At 44.0% G+C, this 15791-nt stretch carries 12 protein-coding genes and 1 pseudogene; 1 reads left to right on the top strand and 12 read right to left on the bottom strand.

Going from position 1 to position 15791, the window contains the following annotated elements; translation table 11 throughout:
• Position 1: 1 nt before the first annotated feature.
• The 3 genes and pseudogenes from LA303_RS06760 to LA303_RS06770 form a co-directional block, all read right to left on the bottom strand.
• Positions 2 to 1397: pseudogene (locus tag LA303_RS06760) on the bottom strand (bifunctional UDP-3-O-[3-hydroxymyristoyl] N-acetylglucosamine deacetylase/3-hydroxyacyl-ACP dehydratase).
• Between the two features lie 113 nt (positions 1398 to 1510).
• Positions 1511 to 2542 (bottom strand): UDP-3-O-(3-hydroxymyristoyl)glucosamine N-acyltransferase, encoded by a 1032-nt coding sequence (lpxD, locus tag LA303_RS06765; protein ID WP_240524529.1) that lies wholly within the window; start codon positions 2540 to 2542, stop codon positions 1511 to 1513.
• A 126-nt stretch (positions 2543 to 2668) separates the two neighbouring features.
• Positions 2669 to 3145 carry an Lrp/AsnC ligand binding domain-containing protein gene (locus LA303_RS06770; protein ID WP_240524530.1) on the bottom strand — a complete coding sequence of 159 codons (477 nt, stop codon included), beginning with the start codon at positions 3143 to 3145 and terminating at the stop codon, positions 2669 to 2671.
• Positions 3146 to 3302: 157 nt separating this feature from the next.
• On the opposite strand from LA303_RS06770, the gene LA303_RS06775 reads away from it, so the two are divergent.
• Positions 3303 to 4508 (top strand): aminotransferase class I/II-fold pyridoxal phosphate-dependent enzyme, encoded by a 1206-nt coding sequence (locus LA303_RS06775; protein WP_240524531.1) that lies wholly within the window; start codon positions 3303 to 3305, stop codon positions 4506 to 4508.
• Between the two features lie 130 nt (positions 4509 to 4638).
• On the opposite strand, the gene LA303_RS06780 is transcribed toward LA303_RS06775, so the two are convergent.
• From LA303_RS06780 to LA303_RS06820, 9 genes are all read right to left on the bottom strand, one after another.
• Positions 4639 to 4986 (bottom strand): Hpt domain-containing protein, encoded by a 348-nt coding sequence (locus LA303_RS06780; RefSeq protein ID WP_240524532.1) that lies wholly within the window; start codon positions 4984 to 4986, stop codon positions 4639 to 4641.
• A 113-nt stretch (positions 4987 to 5099) separates the two neighbouring features.
• Entirely contained in the window at positions 5100 to 6239 is a 1140-nt protein-coding gene (locus tag LA303_RS06785; RefSeq protein WP_240524533.1) for a BamA/TamA family outer membrane protein, read from the bottom strand.
• 81 nt (positions 6240 to 6320) lie between these two features.
• Positions 6321 to 8849: a ferrous iron transport protein B gene (gene feoB, locus LA303_RS06790; RefSeq protein WP_240524534.1), complete on the bottom strand. Its 2529-nt coding sequence runs from the start codon at positions 8847 to 8849 to the stop codon at positions 6321 to 6323.
• Between the two features lie 57 nt (positions 8850 to 8906).
• Positions 8907 to 9464 (bottom strand): DUF5063 domain-containing protein, encoded by a 558-nt coding sequence (locus tag LA303_RS06795; protein ID WP_240524535.1) that lies wholly within the window; start codon positions 9462 to 9464, stop codon positions 8907 to 8909.
• 254 nt (positions 9465 to 9718) lie between these two features.
• Entirely contained in the window at positions 9719 to 11452 is a 1734-nt protein-coding gene (locus tag LA303_RS06800; protein ID WP_240524536.1) for a phospho-sugar mutase, read from the bottom strand.
• Positions 11453 to 11545: 93 nt separating this feature from the next.
• Entirely contained in the window at positions 11546 to 12412 is an 867-nt protein-coding gene (gene rfbD, locus LA303_RS06805) for a dTDP-4-dehydrorhamnose reductase (RefSeq protein WP_240524537.1), read from the bottom strand.
• 2 nt (positions 12413 to 12414) lie between these two features.
• On the bottom strand, positions 12415 to 13365 hold the full coding sequence (locus LA303_RS06810) for a UDP-glucuronic acid decarboxylase family protein (protein WP_240524538.1): 951 nt from the start codon (positions 13363 to 13365) through the stop codon (positions 12415 to 12417).
• A 59-nt stretch (positions 13366 to 13424) separates the two neighbouring features.
• Positions 13425 to 14753, bottom strand: coding sequence for a UDP-glucose dehydrogenase family protein (locus LA303_RS06815; protein ID WP_240524539.1), 1329 nt, complete (start codon positions 14751 to 14753; stop codon positions 13425 to 13427).
• Between the two features lie 62 nt (positions 14754 to 14815).
• On the bottom strand, positions 14816 to 15775 hold the full coding sequence (locus tag LA303_RS06820; protein WP_240524540.1) for a DUF3078 domain-containing protein: 960 nt from the start codon (positions 15773 to 15775) through the stop codon (positions 14816 to 14818).
• Positions 15776 to 15791: the final 16 nt, after the last annotated feature.

Below are 15791 nucleotides of genomic sequence, written 5' to 3' on the forward strand. Positions count from 1 at the left end.
TTTACTGTTTATTTTTTACCACTTGTGCTACCAAATCGCCTTGCATCACCAGTTTGTTTCCCACGAAAATTTTTCCGTGCATGTCGCAAATCCCTCTTTTGATAGGAGCCGCCAGCTCAAGTGAAAAAACAAGGGTATCGCCCGGAACAACTTTAGAACGAAACCGTACATTATTCACCTTCAAAAAATAGGTGGAATAATTTTCCGGATCGGGAATGCCATGTAGCACAAAAATACCCCCAACCTGAGCCATTGCTTCAATTTGTAACACGCCGGGCATGATGGGTTCATTCGGAAAATGTCCGACAAAAAACGGCTCATTCATGGTCACATTCTTCAAACCGATGATGTGATCATCAGAGATTTCCAATATTTTGTCAACCAGTAAAAAAGGCGGACGATGTGGAAGCGTTTTTTTTATCCGGTTGATGTCGTACACCGGTTCGGTATAAATATCGAAAGGTGGTTCTTTAATCATGGCTTAAAACGCTAAGTTTTTCGGCAATTAAACGGGCAAATTCCGTATTGGCATGATGCCCGGGACGATAAGCGGTTACGTGTCCTTTAATGGGTTTCCCAAGAAGAGACAGATCACCTACCATGTCGAGAAGTTTATGGCGGGCCGGCTCGTTGTCGAAATAAAGCGACAGATTATTCAGGATTCCGTTGCCATTCACTTTTACACGCGGTTTTTTGAAAAGATCAGCAAGGTAATCCATTTCTTCCTGCGGAAGCTGGTGATTAACAAAAACAATGGCGTTGTTTAAATCACCTCCTTTAATCAGATTGTTTTTCAGCAAGAATTCAAGTTCATGGAGAAAAACAAAAGTTCTGCAAGGAGAAATTTTATCTTTGAATTCGGAGATATCATCCATCTCTGCTGTTTGCTCGCCCAGTACCCTTGATTCAAAATCAATGGTAACGTTGAGTGAGAACCGTTTGGACGGACGAATCTCTATCACTGTTTTCTTTTCAGGAATTTCAAGTTTAATATTTTCGGTAATCTCGATGTATTCCCTGGGGGCATCCAGTGTTTTGATGCCGGATTGCTCAATGGCTTCCACGAAATATTTTGCCGAACCGTCTTTGATCGGAATTTCTTCCATATCCAGCTCTACCATGACATTGTCTACATTCATGCCGCGAAAAGCAGCCATGACATGCTCAATGGTAAAGATTTTGGCGCCGTTCACGCCAATACAGGTCCCACGGTCGGTACTAATTACATTTTCAATGGTTGCATCAATAACAGGCTGGCCTTCCAAGTCCACACGCCTAAATTTTATTCCGTGATTAGCGGGAGCAGGGAGGAATGTCATCTTTCCCAACGTGCCGGTATGCAGCCCCTGTCCCTCTATGGAAACCGGGATTTCCAGGGTTGTTTGCCTTTCAGTCATTAAAACGGTATTATGTTTATTTAAATAAATTGGGCACAAAATTAGTATTTTTTTTGTTTGGTTTCACTTTTCCGAACCGGAAAGTGTCTGTCTGTGCTTTTGATGGGGTAAATTTACTTTTTTTCACGCTGTTGTCGTTCCAGTTTTGTCAGCCGTTGTTCCATGGAAACAAGGTTTTTGAACCGGGCATAAGCCCTTAAAAAATCAGGAAGGTGAAATGCCGGAGAGCCTTCCCAGGGAGAGCCCTCTTTTTTTATGCTTTTGCTAATTCCTGACTGCGCTTGTATTTTTACATGATCGGCAATGGTTAGATGGCCAACAATTCCTACCTGACCGCCAATCATACAGCCTTTTCCAATTTTAGTGGAACCGGCAATACCGGTTTGTGCGGCAATTACCGTGTTCTCCCCGATTTCCACGTTGTGGGCTATCTGTATAAGATTATCCAGTTTGACCCCTTTGTGAATAAGAGTGGAGCCCAGCGTGGCCCGGTCGATGGTGGTGTTGCTTCCGATTTCCACATCATCTTCAATAACGACGTTTCCGATTTGCGGAATTTTCTTGTATGTCCCGTCGTTTTGTGGTGCAAATCCAAAACCGTCAGCGCCAATAACTACTCCGGCATGCAAAGTACAACGGTTCCCAATAACACACTCATCGTAAATTTTTACTCCTGCGTACAGTGTGGTGTCATTTCCTATGGTACAATGGCTGCCCACAATTGCGCCGGGATAAATTTTTACATTGTCTCCCAGGGTTGTATTTTCTCCAATAACAACATAATCGGCAATGTAAACGTTTTTTCCTAATTGGACAGATTCGGCTATGGAAGCTTTTTCTGAGATGCCGGTTTTATTGTTTTTGGCCTCTTCGTACATGCGTAAAAGGTCGGTAAAAGCCGAATAGGCATCTTTTACCCGTATCAGGGTGGGATGAATTGGCTTTTCCGGAACAAAATCCTGATTGACAATGATGATGTCGGCCTTTGTGGAATAGATGTATTTGGTGTACATCGGATTAGCCAGGAAACTTAAACTGCCGGGTTTCCCCTCTTCAATCTTCGAAAGCGTGGAAACTTCTGCTTTCGGATTTCCCTCAATGGTGCCGCCCAATGCTGCGGCTATCTGTTCTGCAGTAAACTTCATAAGGTTATTTTTGTGGAGACCAAAGTACAAAAAAAAGCCAAACAGCCATGGGGTTGCCGGCTTTCTGTTTTATACTCCGGGAAGTGAAAAAATCAACTTTTTGCTTTTCAGGAAGTAATCACGGGTTTATTCCAGGTCAGTAGGCAGTTGTCGGCGAAAACCTTCTTCCAGCGAAATAAAAGTTTCGGTAGCAGTAACCTCCAGAATCGATTGAATGTTTTCGACCAGTATCTTTTTTAAATGCTCATTATTGTGGGCGTATATTTTCAAAAAAAGCGAGTATTTGCCCGTAGTATGATGACACTCTACCACCTCGGGAATGAGTAAGATTTTCTCAAAGACCTCTTCGTGTGTGCGGGTATTGATCAGATTAACCTGTATGCCTACAAAAGCCGTGGTATGGTATCCCAATCCCTTGGGTTCAATACAAAACCGGGAACCGGAAATGATTCCGGCTTCCTGCATTTTTTCTACCCTTTGGTGAATTAATGCGCCCGAAACATGACATTGCCGGGCAATTTCCAGGAAGGGGGTGCGGGCATCTTTGCTTAAAAATTCCAGAATCTTTTTATCCAGACTATCAATTTGAAAAGGATGAACCATTATTTTTTATTTAAAAATATTAAATCATAATTAAAATTGTAATTATAATGCAAAATTATAAAAAAATTATTGGTTATAATATTTAATAGGTTTATTTTTTGCAAAATTGGTGTTGAATTATTAAATTTGCATCAGAAAATCATAAAAACCCGATGTCATGAAAAAACATTTTGATCCGGCAACAGCCATCCAAAAGCTGGAGCAGTTTGGTGAATTTGGCGGAGTAAATCCGTCGATTACTGATTCGGCCACTTTTACGTTCATGACCGAAGAGGAAATGATCAAGACTTTTCACGGAGAGAGTGAAGGTTGTTTTCTGTATTCCAGACACTGGAATCCGACCAACCGCTATCTCTCCGAAGCACTGGCAGCCATGGAAGGTACTGAACTCGCCTGGGTTACCGGTTCCGGAATGGCGGCTATCACTACTACCATTTTGCAGCTTTGTAATGCCGGCGATCACATCATTACCAGTATTACTACTTACGGTGGTACTTACGCCTTTCTGGCCAACTACCTTAAAAAATTCAATATTGAGGTTACGTTTGTAAATATTACCGATTTGGAAAGCATCAAACGGGCCATTCGTCCCAATACACGGTTGCTTTATACCGAATCGATGACCAACCCGATGTTGCAAATTTCCAATATTCCTGAACTGGCTAAAATTACCCGGGAACATGATATGAAACTGGTGGTGGACAATACCTTTACGCCGATGATTTTTTCTCCGGCACAGCTTGGGGCAGATATTGTGGTTTACAGTATGACCAAGTTTATCAACGGGAAAAATGATGCGGTGGCCGGAGCCATTTGTGCCTCGCGTGAATTTATTGATGCCATTAGTAATGTGAACGATGGCACGGCCATGTTGTTGGGACCGGTACTCGATCCGTTGCGTTCATCTAATATTTTGAAAAACCTGGCTACTTTGCATATCCGGATGCAAAAACACAGCGAAAATGCCATGTACATGGCAAAAAAGTTTAAAGAAATCGGGCTGAAACACATTTATCCCGGTTTACCCGATCATCCGCAACATGAATTGATGAAACAGCTGATGAATCCTGATTTTGGCTTTGGCGGCATGATTGCCATTGACCTGGATACCGCCGAGCGGGCTGCTCCGTTTATGGAACTGATGCAGCAAAAAGGAGTAGGCTACCATGCGGTGAGTTTGGGGTATTTTAAAACCCTGTTTTCCAATTCCGGAAAGAGTACTTCCTCGGAAGTACCTGCAGAATTACAGCGCGAAATGGGACTTTCTCCCGGATTAGTCCGCTTTTCTGTCGGATTGGATCATGACATTGAAAGAAGTTACCGTTTGGTGGAAGATACTTTGCGGGAGTTGAAATACATTTGATATTTTTCGGACAATTCAGTTTATATTGCAAAAGCCGCTTTTATGCGGCTTTTGTTTTTTGTTCCGATGTAAGTTTTGGGATAAAAGTTTTCCGGCAGGAAACGGTAAAAAAGAATCTTAAACCGGATGGTTATTCATATTCTTTTTTTATTTCTTCCAGTTCATCTACTAAAATATCTGCTTTCTCTCGTAATTCGGTGTAGATTTCTTCCACGTCCGAAAAATCTTGCTCTGCACCTTTCATTTCCAGTTGGCGTGCCAGCTCTTGCACCTCGGGAGCTACAAAATTGGCGACAACCCCTTTTAGGCTGTGTGCATTAAATTTTAACTGGTCGAAATCCTTGTCGTCGATATTTTTCCGCAGGGTTTCCATCCGTTCCGGATATTCATTAATAAAAATATTAATAATCTCCAGAATAACTTCATTGTCAAAGTATTGGAAGTTTTCCAGAAATTTTTCCTTATCAATCATTTTCATGGTTTACCATTTAAATTATTTTCAAATGTACATAAATTTTTAATCTCTTATATCGAGTTCGTATTATTTTGTTTTATCCAATTTGCTGAAAGGAAAGAGTGTAGCACGAAGAATCATCGTATCCAGGCGTTTCCCACCACAACATAAACCGCCCATTGTTCCGGCCCGCGAGCTACATCCATTCCCATTTTCATCCCGAACAACCGGGCAATAAGATAGCGGAATCCTGTACCTGCATTCCAGGCATTGACTCCCTCCGAGAACGTTTTATACGACGAAAAAGCTTTTCCGTATCCCCCAAAAGCCAGTATGCTCCATCGCCGGTTGATTGCCACCTCTTGCTCCGTTTCAATAAGAGCTGTCAAATCGTTTTGATAGCGCATGGCAGGAATTCCCCGCAGTTGGATAAAAGGTTTCATATAAAAAGGCGGGTCTCCGGTAGCCCATTGCGATTCAAACCGGAATCCGGCGGTCCAGTGTTGGGCAATGACCGGCTGATAATAACAAGCGAAAAAAGTGATCTTTCCAAAATCTCTGTCGCTTCCCAGAAATTTTAAATACTGGTCGTACGTGAGATTCATACGGATTCCTCTGGATGGAGAAAAAAGATTGTTGTAACTTTCGTATTCGGCAATGATTCCTAAACCACCATTGGTTGCATCCAGGTCTATGGGGTTGATTCCGGGAATTTCGGAATTGTCAAAGAGAACGACGGTATTTTTCATCCATTGAAATTTCCCGCCGAGAAAAAAAGGGCTGTCTCCCAGCCTGAAGATCATCTGTTGCAGGAAAAAGTAACTTTTTATCCGGAAAGTTACCGGGTGTTTATCCAGGAAATCATTCCCCTCGCCGTAATATTTTAATTTGATGTCTCCATAACCGAAAACGCCCCGGTAGCGGATATGGTCTTTTTTCCAAAAACCAAAATAACCGCCTCCGGTAAACCAGGTGCCGTTGGCGGTATAGCCGCCGAAAACACCGGCAATATCAGGCATTCTGAATTGATGTTCGTTGACTTTAGCTTTTTTGGTAATGAAAAATAATCCGCCGCCGGCTGCACCGTAGCCGACAGCCGGCTCAGTGATAGGGGAGACCAGGGGTAAAAAACCGTGGAGCGTTTTCAGGTAATAGCTCACATCAAAAGCATGATCCAGCGTGTCTTTAAAGGTTTGGTGTTTTTTCTGGGCATTTACCCATAGCGGACTGAACAAAACTGAAAACAGAAAAATAATAGGAAACAGGTATTTTTTCATTTTGGTACAGCCGCTGACAGAAGATGTGTACAAAGTTAAAAAATCCTGTCGAAGTTGTCAATCCGAGAAACAACGGGCGATTTAGAATCCCAATAACCGGCCTCCCTGATAAACAATAAAAGCAATTATCCAGGCCAGGGTGGTGGTGTAAGTTGCCAAAAACAGCGACCATTTCCATTGTCCGGTTTCGTGCTTGATGGCTGCCACTACCGCAACACAAGGGAAATAAATCAGGATAAACAGCAGGAAAGACATGGCCACCAGCGGAGTAAATACTTTTTCTCCTTTGCGTGGTCCGCTATTGTACACCTGTTCACGCAACCGTTGCGACAGTCCTTCTTTTTCCTGTGATGCCGACGATGGTGGGTACAGAACGCCCATGGTGGATACGACCACTTCTTTGGCTGCTCCGCCGGCCACAAGGCTTACGCCCATTTTCCAGTCGAAACCCAAAGGCCGGATTACCGGTTCGATAAAGTGCCCGATGCGTCCAATGTAAGAGTTTTCCTGTTTTTTCATGGCCAGCTGGTCTTTCAAAAGGTCGATTTCCTTTTGCCGTTTTGCCTCCAGCTTTTTGATTTGTTCCGGGGAAAGATGGTCTTTTTTCAGTTGGGTATAAACCTGTTCGTTTATTTTGCTAACCTGTTGTTTATATGCGGCTTCATATTTTTTCCCTAAAGGAAAATAACCCAGTGCCCAGATAATTAGTGAAGCCAGCAGAATAACGGTTCCCATTTTCTTTAGGTACATCTCGCCTTTAAACCAGGTTTGTTTCAGTACCGAACTGAAGCGGGGCATCCGGTAAGGCGGAAGCTCCATCACAAAAGGAATCGTATTGGCTTTAAACAGGGTCTTTTTGAAGATCCAGGCCATGACACCCGCCAAAAAGATGCCAAACAGGTAAATACCAAACAGAATGGTTCCCTGATACGACGGGAAGAAGGCACTGATAATTAAAATGTAAACCGGATATCGCGCACTGCACGACATAAACGGAATGATGAGCATGGTAACCAGCCGGTCGTTTTTGTTTTCAATGGTACGGGTAGCCATGATGGCCGGCACATTGCAGCCAAATCCCATGAGCATGGGAACAAATGACTTGCCATGTAACCCAATTTTATGCATTAGTTTGTCCACAATAAAAGCTACCCGGGCCATGTATCCCGACGCTTCCATAAGGGTGATGAAGAAAAAGAGAATCAGAATGTTCGGCAGAAAAACAATGACCCCGCCTACGCCGCCGATAATACCGTCCACAATTAAATCGCGAAAAGCGTTGGGCGGAAGAATCCGCGTAAAAAGTTCGCCCAACGCATTTACTCCGTCTTGAATCCACTGCATGGGATAATTGCCGATATAAAAAGTGGATTCAAAAGTAAGCCACATGGCAAACAAAAAAATCGGATAGCTCAGCAGTTTTCCGGTGACCACCGTGTCGATGATCCGGCTCATGGTAATTTTATCTTTTTTTTCAGCCGGTGTTAGTGTTTCGCGCAACGCCCCTTCAATAAAACCATATTTGGCATCGGTAATGATGGTTTCCATGGTTTCTTTACGCTGTTTTTCAATGCTCTCGGCTTCCTGCTGGGCCAGCGCCAGAATTTCATCAGCATTGACACAATATTTTTTTACCCGTTCAATCTCCTGCGGATCGCGTTCTAAAAGTTTCAGCGAAAGATAACGTGGCGATATTTTTACGGTTAGAGCTTCATTGCCGGGTTGGTTAATTAAAAGTTGCAGCTTTTTAATGGCATCTTCAATTAAATGCCCGTAGTTGATATGGATATGCCGGATGGTGGGTTCGCGGTCTTCGTAAACTTCAATCAGTTTGTTGAACAATTTCCCGATGCCGCGTCCTTTTGAGCCTACCGTGTGTACCATGGGAATTCCCAGCATTTTCGACAAAGCTTCATAATCCAGAATGTCGCCTTTTTCCAGAAATTCGTCCCACATGTTCAGGGCCATCACCACCTTCATGTCCATGTCGATGAGCTGGGTGGTCAAATAGAGATTCCTTTCCAGGTTAGACGAGTCTATCACGTTCAGAATGATGTCCGGAAGTTCATTGATGATGTGGTTCCGTACGTATCGTTCTTCCGGTGTGTAGCTGGTAATGGAATAGGTGCCGGGTAAATCCACCAGCTTAAAAGTGTAACCGCGGTGCTCAAAAGTGGCTTCTTTGGCGTCAATGGTTACGCCGCCATAGTTTCCCACTTTTTCTTTGGAATGCGAAGCATAGTTGAAAATGGTGGTTTTCCCGCAATTCGGATTACCGACCAGGGCTACATTGATAACCTTGCTGCGAGCCTGAGCCGGTGTAATGTTCAGCTGCTCTTCCACTTCAAAAGTCCCTCTGAATTTATTATCCGGACTTTCAAAGGAGAGGTCTTTGGTTACCTCGATCAGGGCTGCTTCGCTGCGGCGCAACGAAACTTCATATCCCATAATGTTATATTCCACCGGGTCTTTCAGCGGGGCATTTTTTACTACCGTTACCAGTTTGCCCACCACAAAGCCCATTTCGATAATGCGTTTCCGGAAAGCGCCCCGTCCGCGTACTTTGGTGATAATCGCTTTTTCTCCCGTTTTGAGTTCTGCCAGCGTCATTTCTTGCCTTTTCTTTGTTCTTCGTTGAAACTTATCTTGCTTTTCCGCATTATTCCGCTAAAATGTATCCAGCGTCTGCATAAACGGGAGCGAGTCGGTATCTTCTTCATACAGCAGATGATGCACTTTGGCCATAATGTTGGTAATGCGGTAGCCCCAGTGAGTAGCATACAGCTTTTTAATTTCTTTCACTGCATTTTGCCGTGCCGCATAAGTATTGCGCTGATAAAGCAGAATAAAATCTTTCATATCCTGGTAAATGTCTGAAAGGTTTTCCGAAAGGCTGGCTTTCAGTGGCTCATTCTCGTTGATGTATTGCGGATCAATAATCCAGAATTCATCGTATTTTCCGAATGTTTCCCGCAACGAATAGAAAAGATTTTCCCACTCTTCCGGGGTCACAAACCGTTCGTTGGCTTCCGGATTTTCCACTTCCACATCGGGTAACAGGCTGCCTTTTAGGTACATCAGCGGCCCAATGCGCGATACGAATTCAAGAATTTCATTGTGTGTCTTTTTGGCCAGATGCTCAAAATAATAGCAATACTCATTGGCCACGGTCAGCATTTCAAGAACAGACTTATGCAGCGTTATATCGGTAGATGGATGATTCATAATAAAAATTTTTGCAAAAATACGTTCTTTTTTTCACCCAATCAGGAAATATTATAAATAAGGCGGGCGGCCGGGCTGTCCGTTCTATCTGTCGCCAGGCAGCCCGTGTTTCGTAAAGCGGCAAAGGAGCTTCCGGCGGTCGCTCTTTCCCGCTACTTCACATCGGGTTGCCTGGCGGCAGGATGCCACTGCCATCCCTGCCCGGAAAATATTTGAATAACAAAAAAATCGGATTTCGACAACCGAAAGCCGGGTTATAAATTCAATTCCCGGATGATGCTGTCGATTTTTTCTTCCAGTTCACGGTTTACCTGATCAAATGCTTCCCGCTTTTTCAGCTCGCCTTTGATACCGAAATAGAATTTGATTTTCGGTTCGGTTCCTGACGGCCGTACGCTGACTTTCGAGCCGTTTTCCGTAAAAAACTGTAACACATTCGATTGGGGTAAATCAATGGTCGTTTTTTCGCCGGTTGCCAAATCGTGGTCTGTGCTGCTCAGATAATCTTTTATTCTGACCACGGTTGAGCCACCCAGCATTTTGGGCGGATGAGCCCTGAAATTATCCATCATTTGCTGGATCTCTTCGGCACCTTCTTTCCCTTTGCGTACAATGGAAACCAGTTTCTCTTTATAAAATCCGAATTCAAGATACAGGTCTTTTAACATTTCGTACAGCGAGGTGCCCTGATCGGCTGCCCACGCGGCGGTTTCGGCAATCATCGAGCACGAAATCACGGCATCTTTGTCCCGGACAAAATCGCCCACCAGATAACCGTAGCTTTCTTCACCGCCGCCGATAAAGGTTTTCTTCCCTTCAAAACGTTTGATGATGTCGGCAATGTATTTGAAGCCGGTGAGTACATCGTAATGTTCCACCTGGTATTTTTTAGCCAGGTCAAACAGCAATTCGGACGTAACGATGGTTTTTACAATAAACTCGTTGCCGGTGAGTTTTCCGTTTTCGTCCCATTTTGTCAACAGATAGTTGATCAGCAGCGAAGCTGCCTGATTGCCGTTGAGCAAAACAAAATCGTCACCGTTTCGTACGGCAATTCCCACCCGGTCGCCATCGGGATCGGTGGCCATGACCAGATCGGCATGCAGCTCTTTGGCTTTTTGTATGGCCAGCTCCAGTGCAGCCGGTTCTTCCGGATTGGGCGATACCACCGTGGGGAAATTTCCGTCAGGAACAGCCTGCTCTTTGACAACATGTACGTTGGTAAATCCGAAATTTTTCAACGAATCCGGAACCAGTTTAATGCCTGTTCCGTGCAGCGGCGTGTAAACAATTTTTAAATCTTTTTGTCTTTCAATGACTTCTGGCGACAAAGAAAGCGCTTTTACTTTTTCAAGATAAGCTTTGTCCACTTCAGCACCGATGGTTTCAATCAGCTCAGGCTTTCCTTCAAAATCAATTTCTTCTACGCCGGCAATTTTTTTCACTTCGGCAATTACATTTTTGTCGTGCGGACTGATCAGTTGCCCGCCATCTTCCCAGTAGGCTTTGTATCCGTTGTATTCTTTCGGGTTGTGCGAAGCAGTAATCATAATGCCGCCCTGGCATTTCAGGTGCCGGATGGCAAACGAAAGTTCCGGCGTGGGACGCAAATCATCAAAAAGATAAACTTTGATGCCGTTGGCCGAAAAAACCTTTGCCGTCACTTCGGCAAAAAAGCGGCTGTTGTTTCGCGAATCGTGCGAAATCACCACCTGTATAGGCTGGTCCGGAAAATGGGCTTTCAAGTAGTTGCTGAAACCCTGTGTGGCCATGCCCACCGTGTATTTGTTCATCCGGTTTGAACCGGCCCCCATAATGCCGCGCAGTCCGCCGGTTCCAAATTCCAGATCTTTGTAAAAAGCTTCGGTAAGCTCTTTCGGATCGTTTTCCATCATTTCACGGACGGCTTTCCGTGTTTCTTCGTCATAGGCATCGGTAAGCCATTTTTTGGCTTTTTCCAGTATTTTCGGGTCAACTTGTGTTTTCATATCGTTATTTTTTATGACTTGCTTTTTTATGAACGACAGACATGGGGATGCCCCGCAAAAATCCGGCCAATGGCTGTTGCTGCCGGAAGGTTTTTACTGCCGGTTCAGTTGTTTTAAAACTTTTTTCAAACTGTCGAGCCAGTACGGAATTTCCAACCCGAAGGTCTCTTTTATTTTCGTTTTACTCAACACGCTGTAAAACGGCCGTTTGGCTTTCGTCGGAAAATCCTTTGATTCGATGGGGTTAATTTTGCAGGATAAGCCGGATTCGGACATCACGGCTTTGGCAAAATCGTACCAACTAATAACGCCCTCGTTGCTGTAATGGTAAATTTCAACCCCTTGCAGTGGTTTTCCGGCTGACAAAATGTCAAGAATCGCCTTGGCCAGGTCCCCGGCATGGGTGGGCGTGCCCACCTGGTCGGCCACAACACCGAGCATTTCACGCTCGTTTCCCAACCGCAGCATGGTTTTAACAAAATTGTTGCCGTAAGCCGAATAAAGCCACGATGTACGGATGATAAGGGCATCGGTCATTTGTTTTTTTACCACCTCTTCGCCTTCGAGTTTGGTCAGCCCGTAAAAAGATTGTGGCGCAGTCGCGTCGGTTTCGGTATAGGGCTTATGGTTTTTCCCGTCAAAAACATAATCGGTCGAGATGTGTACCAAAAAAGTTCCGGCAGTAGCACAGGCGGTGGCAAGATAATCCACTGCCGTTACATTGATGAGCCGCGAGAGCTGGCGGTCGTCTTCGGCTTTGTCAACGGCAGTGTAAGCAGCACAGTTTATACAGAAATCAAAGGGATGTTCCGAAAAAAAACGGTTGACGGCATCTTTATCCGTCAGGTCCAGCTCGTCAACATCCGTATAAATGAAAGAAAATCCGGGGTAATCTTTTGCCTGATTTTTTATTTCGGTTCCCAGTTGCCCCTTGCTGCCGGTGACAAGTACTCTTTTCATGCTCAACTATCTTTGTTTTCTCTGATAAGATTTTCAAAATAGGCGATGGTTTTTTTCAGCCCTTCTTCCAGCGGTATTTTCGGCTCCCAGTTTAGTTTTTCTTTGGCCAGACTGATGTCGGGTTTGCGCTGCATGGGGTCGTCTGCTGGCAACGGCTGGTAAACGATCTTCGATTTGCTGCCGGTCATGTCAATCACTTTCTCGGCCAGCTCAAGAATGGTGAATTCACCCGGATTCCCGATGTTTACCGGACCGGTAAAATCATCTTCGGTAGCCATCATTTTCAACATGCCTTCCACCAGGTCATCCACATACTGAAAACTGCGTGTTTGCTGTCCGTCACCGTAAATGGTGATATCTTCTCCGCGAAGGGCTTGCATGATAAAATTGGAAACCACGCGGCCGTCGTGCGGATGCATGTTGGGGCCATACGTATTAAAAATCCGTATGATCTTGATTTTTACATGGTTTTGATGGTGGTAATTCATGAAAAGCGTTTCCGCCACGCGTTTTCCTTCGTCGTAGCATGACCGTTGACCAATAGGATTCACATGGCCCCAGTAATCTTCTTTTTGGGGATGTACTTTTGGGTCGCCGTAAACTTCGCTGGTAGAGGCTTGCAAGATTTTTGCCCGTACCCTTTTTGCTAATCCTAACATGTTAATAGCGCCCATCACCGAAGTTTTTACGGTTTTAATGGGATTGTATTGATAATGAACCGGCGAAGCGGGACAGGCCAGGTTAAAAATCTGATCGACCTCTACAAAGTAAGGACTTGTTACGTCGTGACGAACCACTTCAAAATAGGGATTGTCCATCAGTGGAACAATGTTTTTCTTTTGTCCGGTAAAATAGTTGTCCAGCGAGATGACCTCGTTGCCTTCGTCAAGCAGTCGCTTACAAAGATGAGAGCCGATAAATCCGGCGCCTCCGGTTACTAATATTCGTTTCATGGTACGTCGTTTAAAAAAATCCCGGACATACTTTGCCCGGGATTTTATGGGTGATTGAATTATTTTTTTTGGTTGCTCCGGCCGATTCCAAAGTAATCAAAGCCGGCTTCCGCCATTTCTTGCGGGTTATAAATGTTTCGTCCGTCAAAGATGACTTTGCCCTTGAGTAGTTTATCCAGAATTTTCAAATTGGGGAATTTAAATTCAGGCCATTCGGTAACGACAAACAAACCATCCGCATCGATCAGTACTTCGTATTGATCGTCGATCAGCTCGATGGAGTCACCAAGAATCCGTTTGGCTTCTTTCATGGCTACCGGATCATAAGCTTTGACTTTGGCTCCGGCATCCAACAGCTTTTGAATAATCACCAGCGACGGAGCTTCGCGCATGTCATCGGTTTGTGGTTTAAAAGCCAGTCCCCAGATAGCAAAAGTTTTTCCTTTCAGATCACCGTTGAAATAGGTTTTGGCTTTCCCAAACAAAATACTTTTTTGACGTTCATTCACATTCTCCACAGCTTTTAGTACTTCCATATCATAGCCAAATTCATCCGCTGTACGAATGAGTGCTTTTACGTCTTTGGGGAAACAGGAACCACCATAGCCGGTACCCGGATAGATGAAATAGGGACCAATACGCCGGTCGGAACCAATACCTTTCCGTACCGAATTGACATCTGCTCCTACAATTTCACACAGGTTGGCAATGTCGTTCATGAAACTGATCTTGGTAGCCAGCATGGCATTGGCGGCATATTTTGTCATTTCAGCGGAAACGATATCCATAAAAATTACCGGATGACCGTTCATGGTAAAGGGTTTATACAGCCGGTCCATGATTTTTTGGGCTTTTTCAGAGTCTACACCTACCACAATGCGGTCCGGTTTCAGAAAATCATCCACGGCAGCGCCTTCTTTTAAGAATTCAGGATTAGAAGCTACGTCAAAAGGAATGTCCACGCCTCTTTTGTCCAGTTCTTCCTGGATGGCTGCACGAACTTTTTCAGCGGTTCCTACAGGAACAGTACTTTTGGTTACCATCAAAAGGTAGTTGTTCATGTTTTGGCCTACTTCGTGAGCTACAGCCAACACATATTTCAAATCGGCACTGCCATCTTCATCAGGAGGGGTGCCTACCGCGCCGAAAACTACATCAACATCTTTCAGGTTTTCAGCCAGGTTTGTACTAAAACGCAAACGGCCTTTTTCTGTATTTCTTTTTACCAGCTCTTCAAGGCCGGGTTCGTAAATAGGCAAAATACCTTTGTTCAGGTTGTCTATTTTATTTTGATCGATATCAACACATGTAACATCAATACCTACTTCTGAAAAACAAGCACCGGTAACCAGTCCAACGTAACCTGTGCCTACCATTATTATTTTCATACGTGTATTTTTTTTTGTTTGAATTCTCAAAATTAAACATTTTTTGTTTGAAACTGACCCGATTACTTTATCGAATAAAGAAAACTGATTCCAAGTGATTGTTTCCATTGTAACCGGGCTTCCTGATCAACAATCTCGTTGTTTTCATAGACCGGGAAGAGGGTGTTCGGATCATATTTCAGCTGCAGCAGCAAAACGGTCGAAAAATATTTATTGATTTTAAATGCCACTTCATTGTTCCAGTCCATATCGAGTTGCCAGCGTTGAGAAGGGTCATCTTCCAAATAGTTGTTGTATAGGTTAATGCGGGTTTTAAACTGTATATTTTTCATGATCTGGGCCTGATAACTGCTGAGAATATTGAAGCCGATCTGTCCGGCGGTGCGTTCGCCCGGAATCAATACATTTCCAAGTGAATCGGTTACCGCTTTTTTTACGCCATAAGCTCCCTGGTTGGCAAGATATTGATCAAGTACAAAGGTGACTTTTCCGGCCAGCGGACTCATGTACAGCTCAAAATTTTTAGGCGATTTATAACGGAAGCCGATAGAAACCGTGAGGTATGCAGGGGCCATGAAATCCGAAATCTCATGAGAAAAATCCGGGTTTTTATATCCCTTTGAGAATTGTGTTTTAAAAGACAGCAAGCTGGTGAAGTACCATTTTTTTGAAAACTGACTGGAAACAGCAAAGATCAAATCGAGTTTATCATCAGTTTTTTGTACCCGTTTGTGTAGATAGCCCACCATTCCATAAGCCAGATGGGCTGTATGGTCAAAAGAGAACCGTTTCTTTTTGTACACCAAGTGATAATCTACCGATGCTCTTCCGGATAAAGAGCTTTCTCCTCCGGCTGCCCAGTTCCTAAAACTAATTTGGTTAAGCATAATGGCATATTGCCCGGTATATTTCCAGGGTTTTGTAGTATCTGCTTTTTGCTCAGACAGAGAATCATTGGGCGTTGCTGCCATCGCAAAACAGGGAAACAACAATAAAATGAAAAATAACATTCTGTATCTCATCGTGCCGTCTGTTTTT

The organism is Candidatus Sulfidibacterium hydrothermale (assembly GCF_020149915.1).
In the GTDB taxonomy this organism is placed as follows: domain Bacteria; phylum Bacteroidota; class Bacteroidia; order Bacteroidales; family F082; genus Sulfidibacterium; species Sulfidibacterium hydrothermale.